Source organism: Micromonospora sp. NPDC048898, from assembly GCF_043198035.1.
In the GTDB taxonomy this organism is placed as follows: Bacteria; Actinomycetota; Actinomycetes; order Mycobacteriales; family Micromonosporaceae; genus Micromonospora.
In genome coordinates this window covers 257,468-276,758 of the sequence record NZ_JBICUF010000009.1, presented here as the reverse complement: position 1 = coordinate 276,758, position 19,291 = coordinate 257,468, and the positions used below count along the sequence as shown (strand labels likewise).

Genomic DNA, 19,291 nt, shown 5'->3' with positions numbered 1-19,291 from the left:
GAGCGTCAGGCGCCGACGCGGCGCAGGAGACCCTCCTGGACGGCGCTGGCGATCTGCTGGCCGTCCGTGGTGAACATCCGGCCGGTGGCCAGCCCACGCGCGCCGGACGCCGACGGGCTCAGACAGTCGTAGAGGAACCACTCGTCGGCGCGGAACGGCCGGTGGAACCACAGCGCGTGGTCGAGGCTCGCGCCGACCAGCCCGCCCGGCCCCCACACCTCGCCGTGCACGGAGAGCACCGAGTCCAGCAGGGTGAGGTCCGAGGCGTAGGTGAGCGCGCAGGCGTGCAGCAGCGGATCGTCGGGCAGTTTGCCGTCGATACGCATCCAGACGCGCTGGTGCGGGTCGGCCGGCCGGTCGCCGGGACGGACCCAGCCGGGCTCGCCGACGTAGCGCACGTCGATCGGCCGCGGGATCTGACCCCACATGCCGAGCCGCTCCGGGTATCGGGAGAGCCTGTCGCTCATCGTCGGGACGTCCTGCGGCGGCGGCACGTCCAGCGGAGTCGGGGCCTGGTGGTCCAGACCCTCCTCGGCCCGTTGGAACGACGCCGACATGAAGAAGATCGGCTTGTCGTGTTGGAGCGCGACCGCGCGGCGGACCGAGAAGGACCGGCCGTCGCGGATGTTCTCCACCTGGAAGGCGATCGGTTCGACCGGGTCGCCGGGGCGGACGAAGTAACCGTGCAGCGAGTGCACGAACCGCTCCGGGTCGACGGTGCGGCCGGCGGCGACAAGCGCCTGACCGGCGACCTGGCCGCCGTACACCCGTTGTGGGCCGACCGGGGGGCTCATCCCCCGGAAGGCCATCTCCCCGGTCGGGTCGAGGTCCAGCACTTCCAGCAGCTGGTCGACAGCCGCCTGGCCGACCGCGACCCGACCGTCGCTCACTGCAGCGCCCGCGCCGACGCCGCGTCGACAAGCGAGCCGAGCTGGTGTACGCGCAGCGTGTTGGTCGAGCCGGGGGTGCCGGGCGGGCTGCCCGCCACGATCACCACGTAGTCGCCGGGGTTGGCCCGGTCGAGGCCGAGCAGCGCCTGGTCGACCTGGCGGAACATGTCGTCGGTGTGCTGCACGAACGGCATCAGGAAGGTCTCCACGCCCCAGGTGAGGGCGAGCTGGTCGCGCACCTCGGGGACCGGCGTGAAGGCCAGCAGCGGCAGGTCGCAGTGCAGGCGGGACAGCCGTCGGACGGTGTCACCGGTCTGCGAGAAGGCGACCAGGGCCTTGGCGTTGATGGCCCGGGCGATCGACGAGGCGGCGACGGTGAGCGCGCCGCCGTGGGTACGCGGGTCGTGCTGCAACCGCGGCACGCCGATCGAGCCGGCCTCGGTGGTCGTCACGATCTTGGCCATGGTGCTCACGGTCAGCACCGGGTACTTGCCGACGCTGGTCTCGCCGGAGAGCATCACCGCGTCCGCGCCGTCGAGCACCGCGTTGGCGACGTCGGAGGCCTCCGCCCGGGTGGGCCGGGAGTTTTCGATCATGGAGTCGAGCATCTGGGTGGCCACGATGACCGGCTTGGCATTTTCCCGGCAGAGCTGCACGGCGCGCTTCTGCACCAGGGGGACCTGGTCCAGTGGCATCTCGACACCGAGGTCACCGCGGGCGACCATGACGCCGTCGAAGGCCAGCACGATGGCCTCGAGGTGCTCCACCGCCTCCGGCTTCTCGACCTTGGCCAGCACCGGGCGGAAGACGCCCTCCTCGGCCATGATGTTGTGGACGAGCTTGATGTCCTCGGCCGAGCGGACGAAGGACAGCGCGACCAGGTCGACGCCGAGACCCAGCGAGAAGCGCAGGTCCTCGGCGTCCTTCTCGGACATGGCGGGCACGCTGACCGCCACGTTGGGCAGCGAGACGCCCTTGTTGTTGGAGACCGGGCCACCCTCGGTGACCAGGCAGCGGATGTCGTTGCCGGTGACGTCGGTGACCTCCACCGCGACGCGACCGTCGTCGATCAGCAGGCGGTCACCGGGCTTCACCTCGTGCGGCAGCTTCTCGTAGGTGCAGGAGACCCGCTCCTTGGTGCCCAGGATGTCGTCGCCGGTGATCACGACCGAGTCGCCGGTGCGCCACTCGTGCGGGCCGTCGGCGAACTTACCGAGCCGGATCTTGGGGCCCTGCAGGTCGGCGAGGACGGCCACCGGCTTACCTGCCGCCTCGGACGCCTCCCGGACGAGTCGATAGACCGACTCGTGGTCGGCGTGGCTGCCGTGGCTGAAGTTGAGCCTCGCCACGTTCATGCCGGCCTCGACGAGACCCCGGATGCGCTCCGGGGACGAGGTGGCGGGACCAAGGGTGCAGACGATCTTCGCGCGGCGTGTCACGCCCATCAGGCTAGTCTCTCCTTCAGGTCGGACTCGGGGCCGACCCATTGCAGGCAGCGGAACATGTGTCGAACGACGCGCGGTGCGCGTCGGGCCGGCGGGCGGAACCGCACCGGGAACGTTGTGGCGACGGGCAACGGCGACCGCGCGCCGGGAATCGTACGCCTCCGTCGGTGTGCGCTGTCGGGGTGCTCCCGAGGAAGGTTCACCGTGGGTGCACCGACGGGGGCAGGGTGGGCACCGCGGTCAGCAGGTCACGGGGGTCGTAGCGGCGCTTGGCCCGGCGCAGTCGCGCCCAGTTCGCGCCGTAGGCGAGCCGGACCCGGTCGGTCTCCTCCGGGGCGAGCAGGTTGGGATAGCCGCCGGGCAGGGCGTGCCCGGCGAGCGCCGTCGAGGTGCGCTCGGCCCACTTCCGGTGCGGCCCGGCCTGCTCGCCGGGCGCCCAGACCGCGATGATCTCGGTCAGCAGGTGGTCGCGGCGCAGACCGAAGGCCGTGTCGGCGAGCCGGACCCGGGTGGCCGCACCGTGGAAGTGGTGCACGGCCAGCGCCGAGAACGGCGAGCTGACCTGCCGGGCCGCGTCGACGAGCGCGTCCGCCACGCCGTCGGTGAGCGCGGGCAGCCAGCGGGTACGCAGCAGGTAGTGGTTGCCGTCGACCATCCCGCCGTCGAACATCCGCAGCGCGTCCGCGTACGGCATCGGGGCGATCTGGTCGACGAGCGGGGTGCCCAACGCGCGCAGCCGGTCCATCCACGGCAGCCCGGCGTCCAGGTCCGGCCCGCTGTAGAACGGGCAGACGAAGACCATCGGCTCACCGGCCGGGCCGGGCAGGAATCCGGTCATCACGGTCAGCTCGTCCGGGGCCTCGGCGATGAGCGTGCCGTAGCCGCGCAGCACGGCGGGCGCCTCGGCCAGCGCGAACATGATCATGCCGGCCAGCACGCCGGGCAGCCGGTGCGCGCGCAGGCGCAGTTCGGTGACCACGCCGAGGTTGCCCCCGCCGCCGCGCAGCGCCCAGTACAGCTCGGCGTCGTGGTGGGGATCGGCGGTGACCCGACGGCCGTCGGCGAGGACCACCTCCGCACCGAGCAGGTTGTCCAGGGTCAGTCCGAACCGGCCGCACAGCGGGCCGTACCCGCCGGCGAGGGTGAGCCCGGCCACGCCCACGTCACCGACCACGCCGGTGGGCACCACCAGGTCGTACGGCCGGGTGGCGGCGAGCAGCTCGGCCGTCGTGGCACCACCGCCGACGGTCACCGTGGCCGCGTCCGGGTCGACCCGGACGGCACGCAGCGCGGTCAGGTCGAGCACCAGGCCGCCGTCGCGCAGTGCCCGGCCGGCCCAGTCGTGCCCGCCGGAGCGGACCGACAGGGGCAGGTGGCAGCGGGCGGCGATGCGTACCGCGCCGGCCACCTCGTCGGTGTCCCGGCAGCTGGCGACCAGGACGGGCGCGCGGTCCACGGCGCCGTTCCAGAGCCTTGTGGTGGCGACGAAAGCGGGATCGCCCGGCTCGTGCAGCCGGTCACCGAGCAGGGCCCGCAGGCGGGCGGTGGCCGTCGCGACATCGGCGGTGGCGGCGGAGAGCATGGCGACTCCTCGACCGGGCCGACCTGACGCTTCCGGGTGCGCCCCGGCGGCGGCCCGCACTGGGCGCGACCGTAGCACCGGCACGCCGCCGGGCGCCGTCGCCATCACGACAGCGCCTCGACTGACCGACAGCTCAGCTCTCGGTCTTGACCAGTGGGAACTCCAGGGACCCGGCCGGGCAGAGGAAGGTGAGCACGTCCACCCGGTAGAGCCCGGCCTGCACCGCCGGGTCGGCCTCCAGCACGCTGCGGACGTCGTCGACGCTGCCGGTACGGGCCAGTCCGAAGCCGATCGGCGGTTCCGGCTCGCGGGCCGGCCCGTCGACCGAGCCGGCGACCAGGATGATCCCGCCACGCTGCAACGCCTGCATGTGCTCGGCGTGCTCCGACTGCAACCGCTGCACGGTCTCGGCGGGCAGGGCCCGACCGGCCGCGCCGGGATAGATCACGATGCACTCGTACGTGTCGAGCGCGAAGTTGACCTGCGGCACTCCCATCGGTGCTCCCTCCGCCGTCGCGCCGGACGGCACCGGCCCCCGCCAGCGTCGCACGGACACCCCGGTCGTACCGGGTGCTTCCCGGCAATCCGCCTCGAACCGCACAGGGCGTGTCCACGCACACAGTCGGCCGACGAGCGGCATGCCCGTCGACTTCCGGGGGATGATCTAGCCATGGCGACAAACATCAGTGAGCAGCCCGCGAAGGCGTCCGGCACGTACCGGATCGGCGGGGACGTCACCGTCAACCGGCTCGGTTACGGGGCGATGCAGATCACCGGCCCGGGCGTCTGGGGCGACCCGAAGGACCCGGCGGAGGCGGTCCGGGTGCTGCGCCGGGCCGTGGAGCTGGGCGTGACGTTCATCGACACCGCCGACTCGTACGGGCCGTTCGTCTCGGAGCTGCTGATCCGCGAGGCCCTGCACCCGTACGCCGACGACCTGGTCATCGCGACCAAGGCCGGGCTCACCCGCTCCGGCCCGGGCGACTGGCGTGCGGTGGGCCGCCCGGAGTATCTGCGTCAGCAGTGTGAGCTGAGCCTGCGCCACCTCGGCCTGGACACGATTCCGCTGTACCAGTTGCACCGGATCGACTCGAAGGTGCCGCTTGCCGACCAGTTGGGTGAGCTGGCGCTGTTGCGACAGGAGGGCAAGATCCGACACATCGGGCTGTCCGAGGTGAGCGTCGCGCAGATCGAGGAGTCCCGCAAGATCACCACGATCGCCTCCGTACAGAACCTGTACAACCTCGCCAACCGCAGCGCGGAGGACGTGCTGGAGTACTGCGAGCGCAACGACCTCGCGTTCATCCCGTGGTTCCCGATCGCCACCGGCGAGCTGGCCCGCCCGGGCGGGCCGTTGGACGCGATCTCCACCGCGCACGGCGCGTCGCCCGCGCAGCTCGCGCTGGCCTGGCTGCTGCGCCGCTCGCCGGTGATGCTGCCGATCCCCGGTACGTCCTCGGTGGCGCACCTGGAGGAGAACGTGGGCGCGGCCGACGTGCGGCTGACCGACGACGAGTTCGAGTCGCTGGCCAAGGCGAGCTGACCCGCCGGTGCGGACGCCGCCGGTCAGTCGGCGGCGTCCGGGCCGGGCTCCCGGGCGGCCCGCAGCGCCTCGGTCGCCTGGGCCAGCAGGCGAGCCGAATCGGTGCGGCCACTCACCTGCAACTCCACCTCGGTGTCCCCGGCCTGGATCCGGATGCTGGCCTCGGTGCGCTGCTGGTCGACCCAGGACTGCAACAGGTTGAACAACCCGGGGAGCAGCGCCTGGGCCAGCACCGCGATGATCACCGCGTCGCTGAAGCCTCCCCGTCCCCCGCCGCCGCCCTGGCGGACCAGCGGTCGGTACTGCGGGTTGCGGTGGATCCAGTCGAGCAGGGCGACAGGTGGCGCCTGCCGGTGCCGCGGACTGATGGTCAGCCGGACGGGCTGCCGCGCGGCGGTGTCACTGTCGGTCACGGTTGCTCCCGGTCAGTTGGTGGCGGGGCGGAATTCGACGGTGTCCCCGTCGGCGGTGGCGACGCCCGTCACGGTCAACGTGTCCTCGTCGGTGAACGGCGAGGCGGTGCCGAAGTACGTGGTGGTGCCGCTGACCTGCACCCTGCCCCGGGTCTCGGACGGCGTGGTGACCTGTGCGCTGGCCGGGCCGGTCAGTTCGACGGTGATCTTCGGGTATTCCAGGATCTTCCAGGTCACCTTCTGCGCGGAGCCGCCGTAGTAGCGGAACGGGCAGCCCGGCGGTGCGGCGACCGTCTGCTTGGCGCACTCGTCCAACCAGGCGCGGACGCGGGCCTCGACGGCCTCGCCGGCCGCCGGCTTGAGCACCGGGGTCAGTTGCAGCACGGCGGCGCTCTCCCCCGGGCCGACCACCACGGTCTGCGCCGGCGTCTCGCTGAGCGCGCTGGACGGGCCGGTCGCGGTGTAGACGCCGGGCAGCAGCACCAGCGGGGGGCCCTCGGTGGCGACCGGCAACTCCACCCCGTTGAGCCGCACCCCGGGGTCGGCGATCAAGGTGTTGAGCGGTGTCGGCCCACCGCTCACCCGCCAGCCGTGGAACAGCCCGGCGGTGGTCTCCTCCTCGCGGTGCAGGGTGAGGGTGGCGGTCTCCCGCGCGTCACCCAGCCGGTACGCCACGGTGGCGGTGGCGGTGTCGCCGTCCCGGTCCAGCTTGGTGATGTCGATGTCGGTCGGTGGCTGGTAACCCTCGCCGCGCAGGAGTTGGGCGAGCAGCTTGGTGTCGGTGTCGCTGCCCCGGTCGGTCAGGAAGCCGAGCGCGGCGTCGCTGTCGCGGTCGGCGAGCGCGGAGAAATAGCCGTCGACCGCGGCCTGCGGGCGGAAGAACGCCCACTGCACCACGCCGAGCCCGCCGGTGCCGACGCAGGCCGCCAGCATGAGGGCGCCGACCAGCAGCCAGGTGCGACGGGTGCCGACCGGGCCGGAGTGGCCGAACAGCCGCTCGGCGGTGACGGGCTCGTCCGCTCCGGCGGGCACACCGGCTCCGGCGGGCACACCGGCCACCGACGCCCGCTCCAGCGCGTCGAGCCGCAGCTCGTGCGGCGGGTGGGTGGCGCAGACCGCCTCGTCCCAGCCGCTGCGGCCGGTCTCGAAGGACAGCCGCCGCTCCAGGACGCGTCGCATCCCGTCGACGTGCCCGGTGAGCACAGCGCCGAGGTCGGCCCGGTACTCGGCCGCCCGCACGTCGCGGGCGTGCAGCGGCAGCACCACGTAGCGCATGGTGAGCAGCACCGGCCAGAAGAACAGGAAGACCACGAAGTTGGTGCCCGGGTGCGGGAACGTTCGCATCAGCCAGGTCGGCAGCGCGTGCGCGAGGGTCAGCGGCAGGCCCACACCACGGACGAAGGCGCTGGTGATCTCGTCTCCGGTGCGCCAGTGCACCAGCTCGTGGCTGAGCAGCGCGGCGACCTCGTCGTCCGGCTCGGTCAGCACGGCGGTGGTGACCACCACGTGCCGGGCGTACGTGCGGGCGTTGCTCAGAACCGGGTCGTCCTCCATCAGCAGCCGGGGCACGCTGTCCAGGCCGAGCCGCCGGGCGCACTCGTCCAGCACGGGGCGCAGCCGCGCGGACTCCCGGCGGCTGGGCTGGCGGGCACCGGAGACCACCAGCAGACGTGGTTCCAGCAGCACCCGGTAGAGGGTGTAGAGCACCCCGATCAGCGCCGCCGCGGCGACCGTGCCAACGAGACCGGTGACCACCGTGAACACCCCGTTGTCGGCACCCAGCCAGGGCACCACCAGCACGGCGAGGAAACCGATCAGGAACCCGGCGACGAAGCCGGCCACACCGCCGAGCACCCCGCCGGAGCGGGTCAGGAACGCGTCCAGCAGGGAGCCGATCAGCGGGGCGTCGCGCAGCACCTGGGGCACCTGGTCGTCGGCGCCCATCCCGCCGGCGAAGAGCCCGGTGACGGCGAAGGCAAGACCGCCCCAAAACGCCAGGAGCAGCGCGACCGGCAGGTAGAACCAGGTGGCGACGAACGCGCCGAGCACGCCGCGCCAGTCCCGCAGGATCCCGGCGCGCAGCCAGACCAGCGCACTCGGATAGCCGGGTGGCCGATCGGCGAACCCGCCGGTGGATGGTGGGGCTTCGGCGGTCGGTGGTTCGGCCGCCCGGACGTCGAGCTGCGGCACGGTCGGCGGGGTGCCCTCCGGCGGCACGGTGTGCGGCTCGGTCATGCGCGCTGCTCCTCTGGGACGTCACGTCTGTCGCGATTGGACAGCGGCAGCAGGCTATCGAGTGCGTCCGATGGCGCACACCCCCTTTCCCAGGAACGTCGCCCACCCGACATTCACCGTGGCGCGGGCACGCGAGTGGCATGCTGTGGCCGTGGCCGCCGAGGAACCTCCCGAGCGCCAGTTGCGGGTGATGCCGTGGTGGCTGGTGCTCGTCGGCCTGGTGGTCGCCGCCGCGCTGGGCTGGCTGGTGCTGGGCCTGCTGCTCGCCGAGGCCGACCGGGCCGGCCAGCCGGACACCCGCGCCACACTGCGCATCGACGCGATCCGCACCGGCCTGACCGTGGTCGCCGGCACCGGCGGAGGGCTGGCCCTGCTGCTGGCCGCCCGCCGTCAGTGGATCACCGAGCGTGCCCAGCGGCACCAGGAGAGCGTCGCCGCCCGGGACCAGGCGCACCGGGACCGGGTGCAGGCGCACGCCGAGGCGGTGGCCGAGGCCGCACAGCGCCACCAGGACCGGCAGTCCGCAGCCGCCGAGCACGACGCGGCGGAACGCCGGCTGACCGAGCTGTACACCCGGGCGGTCGAGTTGCTCGGCAACGACAGCGCGGCGGTACGCCTCGGCGGCCTGCACGCGCTGGAGCGCCTCGGTCAGGACAATCCGCGGCAGCGCGCGACGATCGCGGCGGTGCTCTGCGCGTACCTGCGAATGCCGGCGCCGGACGGCGAGCCGCGCGAGACGGAGGTCCGGCGCACCGCGCAGCGTGTGCTCACCCGGCACCTGCGCGCGGACGACGCGAACCGCTGGCCGGAGCTGACGCTCGACCTGACCGGTGCGGCGCTCGTCGACTTCGACGCCACGGGCTGCACGCTCGTCGACGCGACCTTCACGGGGGCGACGTTCACCGGCACGACCACCTTCGCGGGTGCGACGACGCGGGGGCCGCTCCTGCTCGGGGCGGCCACCTTCGGCGACGTGAGCTTCGAGGGTCTCGCGGCCGACGGTGCGGTCCTGCTGGACGGCGTGCGCGTCGGCGGTCTGGCCAGCTTCGACGGGGCCACGTTCGCCGGTGAACTGTCCTGCCGGCGATCCAGCTTCGCCGGCCTGACCTCGTTTCGCCGAGTGACCTTCGGTGAGCCGAGCAGCTTCGACGCGACCCGCTTCGAGGACGCCACGACGTTCCGGGAGGCCGTCTTCGACGCCGCCCTGTCGATGGAGCACACCGAGTTCGGTGGCTCGGCCAACTTCCACTCCGTCCGTTTTCGGCACATGGCGCTGTTCCGCTGGACGTTGTTCGGCGCGGAGGCGTTGTTCGACCGGGCCCGCTTCACCGACGCCGCGAACTTCGGCCGGGCCCGGTTCCACCGCATGGCCAGCTTCCGCGACGCACAGTTCAGCCGGCCACCGCAGGTCGATCAGGCCCGGGCGATGGTCGATCTCGGTCACCGCTGGCCGGCGGGCACCGTGGTGGAACGGCTCGACGACGAGTGGCTGCTGCTTGTCGACCGCTGACGCGGGTCAGCGGGTCGGAGCGCGCAGGCCGTCCAGGGCCACGCCGAGCACCCGGTCGCGTTGCTCCGGTGACGGGAACTGGGCCATGGTGAGGCCGCTGATCAGGCGGATCACGTCGTCGAAGCTGACGTCGGCGCGGACCGCGCCGGCACCCTGGGCGCGGCGCATCAGCGGCTCACCGGCGGCGTAGATCTCCGTCCGGCAGCTCGCGAAGATCTCCGAGTCGTGCAGCAGCTGCTCGGCGAGCGCCCGCTTGGTGGCGACGTACGCGACGAACCGGTGCAGCCAGGCGACGAGCGCGTCCCACGGGGGCAGCTCGGCCAGGTCCTCGGCGGAGCGGCTCAGCGCCCGGACCTCCTCGACGTAGACGGCCTCGAACAGGTGCCGCCGGCTGGGGAAGTTGCGGTAGAGCGTGCCGATGCCCACCCCGGCCCGCCGGGCCACGTCCTCCAGGGAGGCGGCGGCGCCGTTCTCGGCGAACGCCTCGCGCGCCGCCCCGATCAGGGCGTCGTAGTTACGCCGTGCGTCGGCCCGCCTGGGCCGCTGGGCGAAGACCTCGGGCGCCTGCCCCGCGCTGGTCATGACGTGCGTCACCTCACCCCGGTTGCATCCGGAGGTAACCCTCCGCTAGTTTAGTGGAGGCACCCCTCCGGAATCCCGGAGGCCTGCCTCCGCTTAGCTTACCTCGGTACCCGCCCGATCGCCGCCTGGCCACCCGATCGCCCGGACCCGACAGCCCGGCCCGTCACAGACGGGCTCAGTACGTCATCAGGGGAGTCCTCTCTCGTGGCAGTAACCTCCCGACGCAGCTCGCGCCGGCTCACCTTCACCGTGCTCGCGGCCGGTGCCGGGTTCTTCGCGATGCTCCAGTCGCTGATCACCCCCGTGCTACCGACCATCCAGCAGGATCTGCACACCTCCCAGAACACCGTGACCTGGGTCCTGACCGCCTACCTGCTCTCCGCGTCGATCTTCACGCCGATCCTCGGCCGGGTCGGCGACATGGTCGGCAAGGAACGGACGCTCGTCGTCTCGCTCGCCGCGCTCGCGCTCGGCTGCCTGCTGGCCGCCATCGCGCCGAACATCGGCGTCCTCATCCTCGCCCGGGTCGTGCAGGGCATCGGCGGGGCGGTCTTCCCGCTGTCGTTCGGCATCATCCGCGACGAGTTCCCGGCCGCGCGGGTCTCCACCGCCGTGGCCGCCATCTCGGCGATCGTCGCCGTCGGCGGTGGCCTGGGCATCGTGCTGGCCGGCCCGATCGTCACCACGCTGGACTACCGCTGGCTGTTCTGGATCCCCATGGTCGTGGTCGGGCTGACCGCCGTGGCCGCCTACCTGTTCGTGCCCGAGTCGCCGGTCCGCACCCCCGGGCGCATCGACTGGCGCGCCACAGTGCTGCTCTCCGGCTGGTTGGTGGCGCTGCTGCTGCCGATCAGCCAGGGCGCGGCCTGGGGCTGGACCTCCACCCGGGTGCTCGCCCTGCTGGCGCTCGCCGTGGTGCTGCTGGTCGGCTGGCTGGTCGCCGAACTGCGCTCCAGCAACCCACTCATCGACATGCGGATGATGCGCCTGCCCGGCGTGTGGACCACCAACCTGGTCGCCCTGCTCTACGGCGCGTCGATGTTCTCCGTGTACGCGTTCCTCCCGCAGTTCGTGCAGACCCCGACCGCCGCCGGCTACGGCTTCGGGGCGAGCATCAGCCAGGCCGGTCTGCTCATGCTGCCGATGCTCGTCGCGATGTTCGTCGCCGGTCTCGTCGCCGGCCGGCTCCAGGCCGTCTTCAGCGCCAAGGCGCAGCTCGCCACCGGCGCCGCGTTCAACGTGGCCGCCTCCGCGATGCTCGCCGCCGCCCACGACACCCGCTGGGAGGTCGGTATCGCCGGCGGCCTGGTCGGCCTCGGCATCGGCCTGGCCTTCGCGTCGATGGCCAACCTGATCGTCGCCAGCGTGCCGGCCAGCCAGACCGGCGTGGCGACCGGCATGAACGCCAACATCCGCACCATCGGAGGCGCGATCGGCGCCGCCGTCGTCAGCGGCGTGATCACCGCCCACCCGCAGGCCAACGGCCTACCCCGGGAGGCCGGCTTCACGACCGGGTTTCTCGTCCTCACGGCGATCGCCCTGGCCGCCGCGCTCGCGGCCCTCGCCGTCCCGTCCGCCCGGCGGAAGACGGCCGGTCGCCGGCCGTCCACCGCGACGATCGTCGAGTCGGAGCTAGCCGGCGAGTTCGCCACCATGCCGGCGACCCGCTGAGGAAACGTGCCAAAGCCCGGTCGGTTCGCCGCCCGGGCTTTGCCATGTCCGGGAGTACGCTGGCCGCTTCCCGTTGGTCGTCTCATGGATGTGCCCATGTCTGAACTGCTGTCCGCCGACCGCATCGAAGAGCTCGGCTCGCTGGGGCCCGAGAGCCCGGACCCGGCCGCGCTCGTCGCCGAACTGGTCGGCGCCGTCGACGAGGGCCGGGTCGCCGACCCCGACGACACCGGGTACGCCCTGCTGGTCGCCGCGGACATCCTGGAGCAGGCGGGCGACCTGGCCGACGCGCTCGCGCTGGCCACCCGCGCCGTCGCCGAGCAACCCGACGAGGACGCGTACCCCCGGGCGGTGCGCGGCGGTCTGCTGCTGCGCCTCGGCCGCTCCGACGAGGGCCTGGCCGAGTTGTTCGCCCTGCGTCCCCTGCTGGAGACCAACCCCAGCGCCACGTACCTGGTCGACGAGTTGGCCGAATCCGGCCACACCGACCTGGCGCTGGAATGGCTGACCACCGCGCTGGACGCGATCCTGGAACGCACCCGGACCCAGCAGCACGACTCCGAGGACGCCCAGGACGAGGCCGCGGCCATGATCTACGGCCTGACCCAGCGGCGGCACGACCTGCGCGAGGAGATGGGCCTACCCCACGACGAGTACGACAACCTCGCCGACCGGCTGCGCGCCGCGAGCGACCACGCGCTCGACGCCCTCGACGACGGCCCGGCGACGCTGCTGTTCTGGCCGCAGGCCGAGTTCACCGCGCTGCTGCTGCGCTGGCCCGCGCTGGCCGACAGCTACCCCGCGACCTGGGACGAACACCGCGCCCAGATCGAGCGCGCCCTCGTCGAGGCGTCCGGGCTGGGCGGCGCCGACCTGGGCGTGGTCGTCGGCTCCGTCGCCGGGCTGGCGGCCTTCGCCGAACACGAGGGCAGCGACCCCACCGACGAGGAGACCCAGGACGAGTACGCCGACTCCCTCACCGGGCCCGACCTGCGGGCCTGGCCGCCCGGCCGCAACGACGCCTGCTGGTGCGGATCGGGTACGAAGTACAAGAAGTGCTGCCTGCCGCGCTCGCGCGGCTGACTTTGGGCTCGCGGCTGGCGCGGCTGGCCGGCGTGCTCGCCGCCCGCGCGGCTGGCCGGTGTGCTCCCCGCTCGCGCGGCTGGTCCTCAGGACGCTTCGCGGACCCGCAGGTCGGCCAGCCACACCTCGGCGAGGTCGCTGAGCGCGACGCCGAGGACCTCACTGAGGCAGACCACCGTGCCGAACGCGGGTGCCGGGAGCCGACCCACCTCGATCTTGCGGAGGGTTTCCGGCGAGATGCCGGCCGCCAGGGCCACCTCGACGAGGGGGCGGCCACCTCGCGCGGCCCGAAGCGCCGCACCGAGACGTTGACCCGCGGCGATCTGCGCGGGCGTGAGCGGTGGGCGAACCATGTGAGCAGGATAGATCTGCCTCGGCGGAGCGGCAACGCCATCCGGGCGGACGCGCCGAGGCGTGGTATAAATATACCGCTACGGACAGGGAGGGTTGGTCGTGATCGAGCTTAAGTCCCCCGAGGAAATCCAACGGATGGCCGTGACCGGCCAGTTCGTCGGCGAGCTGCTGGCGGAGCTGCGGGAGGTCGCCGCCGTCGGGGTCAACCTGATGGACATCGAGCACCACGCCCGCCGCCGGATCAAGGAGCGTGGCGCCGAGTCGTGCTACTGGGACTACGCGCCGTCGTTCGGCCGCGGCCCGTTCCGCAACGTCCTGTGCCTCTCGGTCAACGACGCCGTGCTGCACGGCCTGCCGCACGACTACGTGCTGCGCGACGGTGACCTGCTGAGCATCGACATGGCTGTCGGGATCGACGGCTGGGTCGCCGACTCCGCGCTGTCGGTCATCGTCGGCACCCCCGCCCCGGACGACCTGAAGCTGATCGAGGCCACCGAGGTCGCGCTGACCGCCGCGATCGACGCCGCGCAGCCGGGCAACCAACTCGGCGACGTCTCGGCCGCCATCGGTGAGGTCGCCCACCGCTACGGCTACCAGGTCAACAACGAGTTCGGCGGGCACGGCATCGGCCGCACCATGCACGAGGCCCCGCACGTCGCCAACAGCGGCCGGTCCGGCCGAGGCATGAAGCTCAAGCCCGGCCTGACGATCGCGATCGAGCCGTGGTTCTGCCGCAGCACCGACAAGATCAAGTTCGACAGGGACGGGTGGACGATCCGATCCGCCGACGGCTCACGCACCGCCCACTCCGAGCACACCGTCGCGATCACCGAGGCCGGTCCGCAGGTGCTGACCACCCGCCCCGGGCAGGGCACCCGGCCGGCCCAGCCCGCTACCGGTCGCCCCACCTCATCTGCGTGATTGATCGAGAATCTTCGTCAGTGCCGAGGGACTATGGCGACCGCAGGTGAGTGACCGGCCGGAGGGTGACGTACGCCACCACCCGTGGTCAGTTTCCCAACGCTCGGACCTTGGCGATCGTCTCCTGCACGTGCTGCTTGGCCGGGTCGCCACCCTGGGATGCGTGCGCGAGCGCCTGACGGTACGCATCGATCATTCCGACCAGCGGACCGGCGGCCACGCCTTCCAGCGCACCGGCCACCAGCGCCCGCGCCTCGGCCGCGTCCTGGGCTGCCGCTGCGGTCTTGGCCTTCGCCTCGTCCAGCTTCTGCGACGCCGGCGCCAACCTCGCGATGATCTGTGCTGCGCTCACGCGCACCCTCCCCGTGGCCGGCCTTCGCCTCCACCACCGCACCGGCGGAGACCACCTGGGAGCGTACGAGATCCGCGCACCCGGCGCGACCGCCCGGTCGCGCATCGGCGATCCCACAGCGGTAGATCTTGGAAGGATTCGGCCCCTCCAGGGGCACCTTCCTTCCAAGATCTCGTGGCGTCCACGGGTTGTTCGGCGACGAACACCCCGAGCCCGTGTACGCCGCGGACCGCCGCACGGCCACGCAGCGCGCTACGGCGACGGCGGCCCGTTCTGCGCCCGGGTGATCAGGTCGTGCAACGGCTTGGTGCCGCTGCCGACCATCACACCGGTGACGACGGCATCGACCCAGACCGCCACCCCGTTCCAGTCGGCGCCGGCGACCGCGTGCAGGACGTAGAAACCGCCGGCACTGGACGCCACGGTGGCCATTCCGCTGGCGAGACCCCAGGCGACGATGGCGCGGTTCGCCTTCGCCCGTGCGACCTTGGCCGTGGCCACGGCGAGCGCCTCGCGGTCAGCCTCGGTGGGGCCGTCGACCCGGCTGTTCACGTCGGTCACCGTCCGGGACAACGCGGCCTCGGCGGCACGTCCCGGCAACCACCGCGAGAACGGTTCCAGGATCCGCTCGACCGCTGCGGCGAAGACCAGCAGGGTAAGGAAGACGCCAGTGGTGTCCTCGGGCTGGATTTTCGCCGCGGAGGCACCGCTGTGCCAGATCATCCAGCCGGCGACAGCGCCGACGGCGATCAGCCCGAACCCCGCGACCACCGCTCCCGGGCCGGCCTGCCGCGACGCGCCGACGACCGACAGCCCTGACTCCTGGTCGGAGCGAGGCGTCGCCGCATCGGCGTTGACCGGCGGTGGAACGGCATTTCCGCCCCCTACCGGCATCGGCTCAACCTGGGTGGACGTGTGTCCCTGCAATTCCCTGACCAACCTTTCGACCTGCCGCTCGCGAGACGTCGAGGCGTGACGTTCAGCGCCTCTGCCTCACCAACGGCACAGCGCACCGTTTGCGCCCGGGGCGCGAGACTACGGCACAGCGGCGAACACAGTGGAGGGCCCGGAGGTGTGGCATCCCTCCCGACACGTTTTCCTTGAAGTCGGGGTGCCCCGGCGGCCCGGACACCCCGACTTCAAGGAAGCCGAGTGGATCGTGCGCGGGCTGGGCTCAGCGCAGGCCGCGGACCAGCAGCAGGTAGGCGCAGTAGGCCATCGGCACCAGCAGGAAGCAGATCAGGAACCCGAGCGGCAGGTAACGCGGCGGGGTGCCGGCGACCATGGCCGGCCGCCCCCACCGGCCCAGTACCAGGTACCCGCCGAAGAACGCCACCGCCGGCAGCCCCGCGCAGATCCACGCGCCGAGGGTGAACCCGTCCACCAGGCCCACGCCGGAGGCGAGCACCAGGGCCAGCACGATCACCCCGGCCGCGGCCCCGCAGCCGGCGTAGACGGCGACCGCCCGCGCCAGCGGCGACCACGTCGGCAGCAGCGCCGGCCGCTGGGCCAGCAACTCCGCCTGCTGCCCGTGCCGGTCGGCCTCGTCGGCCATCCGCCGGGCCAACTCCAGCTCCACCACCGGGTCGACCGCCGCCGCCCGCTGCGCCGGCACCCCGGCGCCCGCCGGGCTCACCGCCGTCGGCAGCGCCAGCCGCGCCTCCCCCGCCGGCACCTCGGGGTACGCCCCGACCCCCGCCCGCCCCGACACGCCGGCTGCGCCGTCGGGCCCCCCGTCCCCGGTTCCGGGTGCCGTCGAAGCCCCGGCAGCGGAGGCCGAGCCAGAGCCAGCCGCGCTGGAACGGGCGGACCCGCCAGTGGAGGCCGGACCTGAGCCGGAGCCGGACGCCGACGCCGAGCCGGACGGTGGGCCGGGCCAGGCTGCGGTTTCGCTCGGGCTCGCCGAACCTGGGGCGGGGCCGGCGGGCGGCTGGTCGATGCCGGTGGCTCGGCCGAGCTGGTCGAGGCGATGCCCCTGGGCGGTCAGCCGCTGGTGCAGGTAGTCGACGGCGGCGTGCAGGTCACGGCGGCGCGCGGACTCGGCGGCGGCGTGCTGCTCACCGGCGCGGTGCTGCTCGGCGAGCTGTCGGGCCAGCGCCGCGTACTCCTCGAAGGACACTGTCACCGCTCCCCGTCCGGCTCGTGCTCCTCGCCGGCGAACGGGACGATCAGCCGGGTGCGCTGGTCGTGCCGGTCGATCAGCAGCGCCCGGTCGGCGCGGGGCGTGTAGGCCTGGTCGTGTGTCCCGAGGTGCAGGGCCAGCTCGCTGCCGGGCACGTTGAGCGCCACCAGGCAGGCGACGTCGTCGCGGTTCTGGGTGCCGCCGAGGTCGTCGGCGAGCCGGCGCAGCCCACGCCACCAGCCGAGCAGGTGCACCCCCTGGCCGGGGCCCTGGCGCAGCAGGGTGCGCAGGTCGTCCAGGCCGGAGCGGAAGGTGCCCGGGTCGGTGGCCCCGAGGACCGGCGCGGCGGCGTCCATGCCGAACACCACCAGGTATTCCCGACCGGTGGGCTCGGCGGCCAGCGCGGCGATGCGCTCGCGCAGCCCGGCGGCGTCGAGACGCGACACCTCGTGGCCGGCGGCCCGGAGGGCGGTTTCGGTGTCGTCGGCGACCCCGGCTGCGGCGGGGACCAGGGAGGCGAGCTGGAATCGGACGTCGCCGGGGGTGTGCTGGCGGGCCAGGCTGAGCGTCGCGGCGCGCAGCACGTCCGCGCCGGCCGGTGCGGTGCCCACCACGGCGAGGTGCCGGCCGGGGGTGGTGTCCATCAGGAACAGCGCGGTGGTGCCGTGCACGTCGACAGTCCGGCCGACCAGGGCCATCGGACGTCGGCCACCGGGGCGCAGCCCGGCGAAGGTGGGGTCGTCCTCGACCCGCGCGGCTTCGTACCCCCTGAAGACCGCTGGTGCCCGCGAGCCCGGCGGGCGGGCCTGCCACAGCTCGTGGCGCAGCGCGGCGAGGTCCGCCGCCGCGGCGTGCGCGTCGGGGAAGCGCAGCACCGTGTCGGCGCCGACCGCACCGGCTGCGGTGTTGACCACGGCGGAGCCGACCGGCAGGGCCGCGGCGGCGGTGTTGAGCTGGTCGAGCACCCCGCCACCGCCGGGCAGTGCCACCCGCAACGCGAACTGGCCGAAGATCGCCTCGGCCCGCCCGTAGAGGGCCTCGATGCCGGTCATGCTCTGGCTGGCCAGCACCAGGTGGATGCCGTACGAGCGGCCCTTGCGGGCCAACTCCTCCAGCAGGTCGACGGATTCGCGGGCCAGCGCGTCGTTGCCGGCGAGCAACACGTGGAACTCGTCGATGACCGCCACGATGCGCGGCAGCGGATTGTCCCGGGGCAGGTCGGCGAGTTTCGTGACGCCGTGGCGCTTCAGCGCGGTGGCCCGGCGTTGCGCCTCCCGGCGTAGCTCGCGCAGGACGGCGAGACCGTACTCGCGGTCGGACTCGATGCCGACGGCGCGGGCGTGGGGCAGCCAGGACGGGTCGCGGCTGGTGGGCACGAACTCGGTGAAGCTCACGCCCTCCTTGAAGTCGAGCAGGTAGAGCTGCAACTCGGCCGGAGAGTAACGGGCGGCCAAGCCGTAGAGGACGTCGAGCAGGAAGACGGTCTTGCCGGCGCCGGTGCGCCCACCGACCAGCCAGTGTGGGGTGGCGTCGTCGAAGGCGAGTGTCAGCGGGGTGTCGAGGGCGACGGTCGGCGCGGTGCCGCCGGCCCGGCCGATCACCGTCCGCAGGCCGTTGGCGGCGGACTCGACCCAGCGCCGCTCGGGCAGCAGGTCGGTGAAGGGCAGCGCGTCGGAACGGCGGGCGGCGGCGGCCAGGTGGTCGGCGAGCGCGCGTACCGACGCCGCCGGCGGATCACCGTCGAGCAGGACGGGAGCGGCGAGACCGGTGCCGTCCACACTGAACGGGGTGCCGGGCGGGTCGCCGACGTGCGCGTACCCCTGGTTGAGCCGAACCGCGGTGGTGCCGCCCAGCGGCGTCGGGGTCTCGCCGGGCAGCCGCGACGGGTGGCCGGCGAGCAGCACGCAGACGGCGGCGGCCGGGCCGGCATGGGTGAGCGCGGCGAGCCGGGCCAGCTCGCGCGGCGGCGGCGCGGCGGTGGCGACCACCACCAGCAGGTGCCGGGCGGCGGGCTGGGCGTGCTGCGCCGCGCGGGCGTGCCGCTCGGCGGAGTCCAGAAGAGCGGCCACCTCGGCCTCGCCGGTCGCCGGTGGGTGCAGCACCCCGGCGTCGAGCAACGGGCGCAGCGGACCGAAGGTGGCGCCCACCGCGGCGGTGTCGATGCCGGCGACCCGGACCTGACCGGGCGGCGCGGTGGCGACCAGCCGCAGCACCAGCGCCCGCAACAACCCGGCGACCTGCGGGTCCCGGACATCGGCGTCCAACGCCAGGTGGTGGCCGCCGCCGAGCGGGACGAGCACCGGGAAGCCGCCGTCCGGGGTGGACGCCGCGCCGATCCGGACCGCGGTCGGCTCGTCGGTCAGCGGCGTGACGCCCGGCGCGGGAGTGGCCAGGGTGCCGCCGAGGTGGGCGAGGCGGGCCACCAGTTCGGCGGTGCCGGCCGGCGCGGCGGCGCTCGGTGCCGCGCCGAGCGCGCCGCGGGCGGTGTCCAGGTGCGACCGGGCCGCCCGGTGGGAGCGGACCGCCTGCTCGTACGCCGACGCGAGCCTGCCCAACCTCTGCCCCCAACGCCGACGGCCGTCTGGTCC

General features: G+C 73.3%; 17 protein-coding genes. 5 read left to right on the top strand and 12 right to left on the bottom strand.

All coding sequences use genetic code 11. The features are described from left to right. Nucleotides 1-5 precede the first annotated feature (5 nt). The 4 genes from ACGFIQ_RS23615 to ACGFIQ_RS23600 form a co-directional block, all read right to left on the bottom strand. Complete coding sequence (locus ACGFIQ_RS23615) at nt 6-890, bottom strand: acyl-CoA thioesterase II (protein WP_357069689.1); 885 nt, start codon at nt 888-890, stop codon at nt 6-8. Then, the gene (gene pyk / locus ACGFIQ_RS23610) at nt 887-2,335 is read right to left on the bottom strand and encodes a pyruvate kinase (RefSeq protein ID WP_393246897.1); all 1,449 of its coding nucleotides are present in this window, start codon (nt 2,333-2,335) and stop codon (nt 887-889) included. The genes ACGFIQ_RS23615 and pyk overlap by 4 nt, the downstream gene beginning before the upstream one ends. Before the next feature lie 199 nt (nt 2,336-2,534). Beyond that, on the bottom strand, nt 2,535-3,917 hold the full coding sequence (locus tag ACGFIQ_RS23605; protein ID WP_393246895.1) for an FAD-binding oxidoreductase: 1,383 nt from the start codon (nt 3,915-3,917) through the stop codon (nt 2,535-2,537). A 133-nt stretch (nt 3,918-4,050) separates the two neighbouring features. Beyond that, the gene (locus ACGFIQ_RS23600) at nt 4,051-4,413 is read right to left on the bottom strand and encodes a YciI family protein (RefSeq protein WP_357069683.1); all 363 of its coding nucleotides are present in this window, start codon (nt 4,411-4,413) and stop codon (nt 4,051-4,053) included. 174 nt (nt 4,414-4,587) lie between these two features. Between ACGFIQ_RS23600 and ACGFIQ_RS23595 the strand changes: the two genes are divergently transcribed. Then, nucleotides 4,588-5,460 carry an aldo/keto reductase gene (locus tag ACGFIQ_RS23595; protein ID WP_393246893.1) on the top strand — a complete coding sequence of 291 codons (873 nt, stop codon included), beginning with the start codon at nt 4,588-4,590 and terminating at the stop codon, nt 5,458-5,460. Nucleotides 5,461-5,483: 23 nt separating this feature from the next. On the opposite strand, the gene ACGFIQ_RS23590 is transcribed toward ACGFIQ_RS23595, so the two are convergent. Then, complete coding sequence (locus tag ACGFIQ_RS23590; RefSeq protein ID WP_393246891.1) at nt 5,484-5,873, bottom strand: hypothetical protein; 390 nt, start codon at nt 5,871-5,873, stop codon at nt 5,484-5,486. Nucleotides 5,874-5,885: 12 nt separating this feature from the next. After that, entirely contained in the window at nt 5,886-8,108 is a 2,223-nt protein-coding gene (locus ACGFIQ_RS23585; protein ID WP_393246889.1) for a M48 family metalloprotease, read from the bottom strand. A 70-nt stretch (nt 8,109-8,178) separates the two neighbouring features. Here ACGFIQ_RS23585 and ACGFIQ_RS23580 point away from each other — a divergent pair, with 70 nt between their 5' ends. Beyond that, complete coding sequence (locus ACGFIQ_RS23580) at nt 8,179-9,618, top strand: pentapeptide repeat-containing protein (protein ID WP_393246887.1); 1,440 nt, start codon at nt 8,179-8,181, stop codon at nt 9,616-9,618. A 6-nt stretch (nt 9,619-9,624) separates the two neighbouring features. Here ACGFIQ_RS23580 and ACGFIQ_RS23575 read toward each other — a convergent pair whose 3' ends face one another. After that, on the bottom strand, nt 9,625-10,200 hold the full coding sequence (locus ACGFIQ_RS23575) for a TetR/AcrR family transcriptional regulator (RefSeq protein ID WP_393246885.1): 576 nt from the start codon (nt 10,198-10,200) through the stop codon (nt 9,625-9,627). Nucleotides 10,201-10,404: 204 nt separating this feature from the next. On the opposite strand from ACGFIQ_RS23575, the gene ACGFIQ_RS23570 reads away from it, so the two are divergent. Then, complete coding sequence (locus tag ACGFIQ_RS23570; RefSeq protein WP_393246883.1) at nt 10,405-11,871, top strand: MFS transporter; 1,467 nt, start codon at nt 10,405-10,407, stop codon at nt 11,869-11,871. Between the two features lie 96 nt (nt 11,872-11,967). After that, a complete protein-coding gene (locus tag ACGFIQ_RS23565; RefSeq protein ID WP_393246881.1) occupies nt 11,968-12,954 on the top strand; it encodes an SEC-C domain-containing protein in 987 nt (328 codons plus the stop codon). An 86-nt stretch (nt 12,955-13,040) separates the two neighbouring features. On the opposite strand, the gene ACGFIQ_RS23560 is transcribed toward ACGFIQ_RS23565, so the two are convergent. Next, a complete protein-coding gene (locus tag ACGFIQ_RS23560; RefSeq protein ID WP_393246879.1) occupies nt 13,041-13,307 on the bottom strand; it encodes a helix-turn-helix domain-containing protein in 267 nt (88 codons plus the stop codon). Between the two features lie 100 nt (nt 13,308-13,407). Between ACGFIQ_RS23560 and map the strand changes: the two genes are divergently transcribed. Continuing rightward, entirely contained in the window at nt 13,408-14,229 is an 822-nt protein-coding gene (gene map, locus ACGFIQ_RS23555; protein WP_393246877.1) for a type I methionyl aminopeptidase, read from the top strand. A gap of 88 nt (nt 14,230-14,317) precedes the next feature. Here map and ACGFIQ_RS23550 read toward each other — a convergent pair whose 3' ends face one another. The 4 genes from ACGFIQ_RS23550 to ACGFIQ_RS23535 all read right to left on the bottom strand — a co-directional run bounded on the left by ACGFIQ_RS23550 (nt 14,318) and on the right by ACGFIQ_RS23535 (nt 19,258). Next, complete coding sequence (locus tag ACGFIQ_RS23550; RefSeq protein WP_393246875.1) at nt 14,318-14,581, bottom strand: DUF6244 family protein; 264 nt, start codon at nt 14,579-14,581, stop codon at nt 14,318-14,320. 252 nt (nt 14,582-14,833) lie between these two features. Beyond that, nucleotides 14,834-15,475, bottom strand: coding sequence for a hypothetical protein (locus ACGFIQ_RS23545; protein WP_393246873.1), 642 nt, complete (start codon nt 15,473-15,475; stop codon nt 14,834-14,836). 280 nt (nt 15,476-15,755) lie between these two features. Next, nucleotides 15,756-16,706 (bottom strand): hypothetical protein, encoded by a 951-nt coding sequence (locus ACGFIQ_RS23540; RefSeq protein WP_393246871.1) that lies wholly within the window; start codon nt 16,704-16,706, stop codon nt 15,756-15,758. Then, nucleotides 16,703-19,258: an FtsK/SpoIIIE domain-containing protein gene (locus ACGFIQ_RS23535; RefSeq protein WP_393246869.1), complete on the bottom strand. Its 2,556-nt coding sequence runs from the start codon at nt 19,256-19,258 to the stop codon at nt 16,703-16,705. The genes ACGFIQ_RS23540 and ACGFIQ_RS23535 overlap by 4 nt, the downstream gene beginning before the upstream one ends. Between the last annotated feature and the right edge of the window lie 33 nt (nt 19,259-19,291).

Excerpts from the sequence above, each read along its gene's own strand:
- pyk (WP_393246897.1), bottom strand. The coding sequence starts at position 2,335 with ATGGGCGTGACACGCCGCGCGAAGATCGTCTGCACCCTTGGTCCCGCC.
- ACGFIQ_RS23605 (WP_393246895.1), bottom strand. The coding sequence starts at position 3,917 with ATGCTCTCCGCCGCCACCGCCGATGTCGCGACGGCCACCGCCCGCCTG.
- ACGFIQ_RS23600 (WP_357069683.1), bottom strand. The coding sequence starts at position 4,413 with ATGGGAGTGCCGCAGGTCAACTTCGCGCTCGACACGTACGAGTGCATC.
- ACGFIQ_RS23595 (WP_393246893.1), top strand. The coding sequence starts at position 4,588 with ATGGCGACAAACATCAGTGAGCAGCCCGCGAAGGCGTCCGGCACGTAC.
- ACGFIQ_RS23585 (WP_393246889.1), bottom strand. The coding sequence starts at position 8,108 with ATGACCGAGCCGCACACCGTGCCGCCGGAGGGCACCCCGCCGACCGTG.
- ACGFIQ_RS23580 (WP_393246887.1), top strand. The coding sequence starts at position 8,179 with ATGGCGCACACCCCCTTTCCCAGGAACGTCGCCCACCCGACATTCACC.
- ACGFIQ_RS23575 (WP_393246885.1), bottom strand. The coding sequence starts at position 10,200 with ATGACCAGCGCGGGGCAGGCGCCCGAGGTCTTCGCCCAGCGGCCCAGG.
- ACGFIQ_RS23565 (WP_393246881.1), top strand. The coding sequence starts at position 11,968 with ATGTCTGAACTGCTGTCCGCCGACCGCATCGAAGAGCTCGGCTCGCTG.
- ACGFIQ_RS23560 (WP_393246879.1), bottom strand. The coding sequence starts at position 13,307 with ATGGTTCGCCCACCGCTCACGCCCGCGCAGATCGCCGCGGGTCAACGT.
- ACGFIQ_RS23545 (WP_393246873.1), bottom strand. The coding sequence starts at position 15,475 with ATGCCGGTAGGGGGCGGAAATGCCGTTCCACCGCCGGTCAACGCCGAT.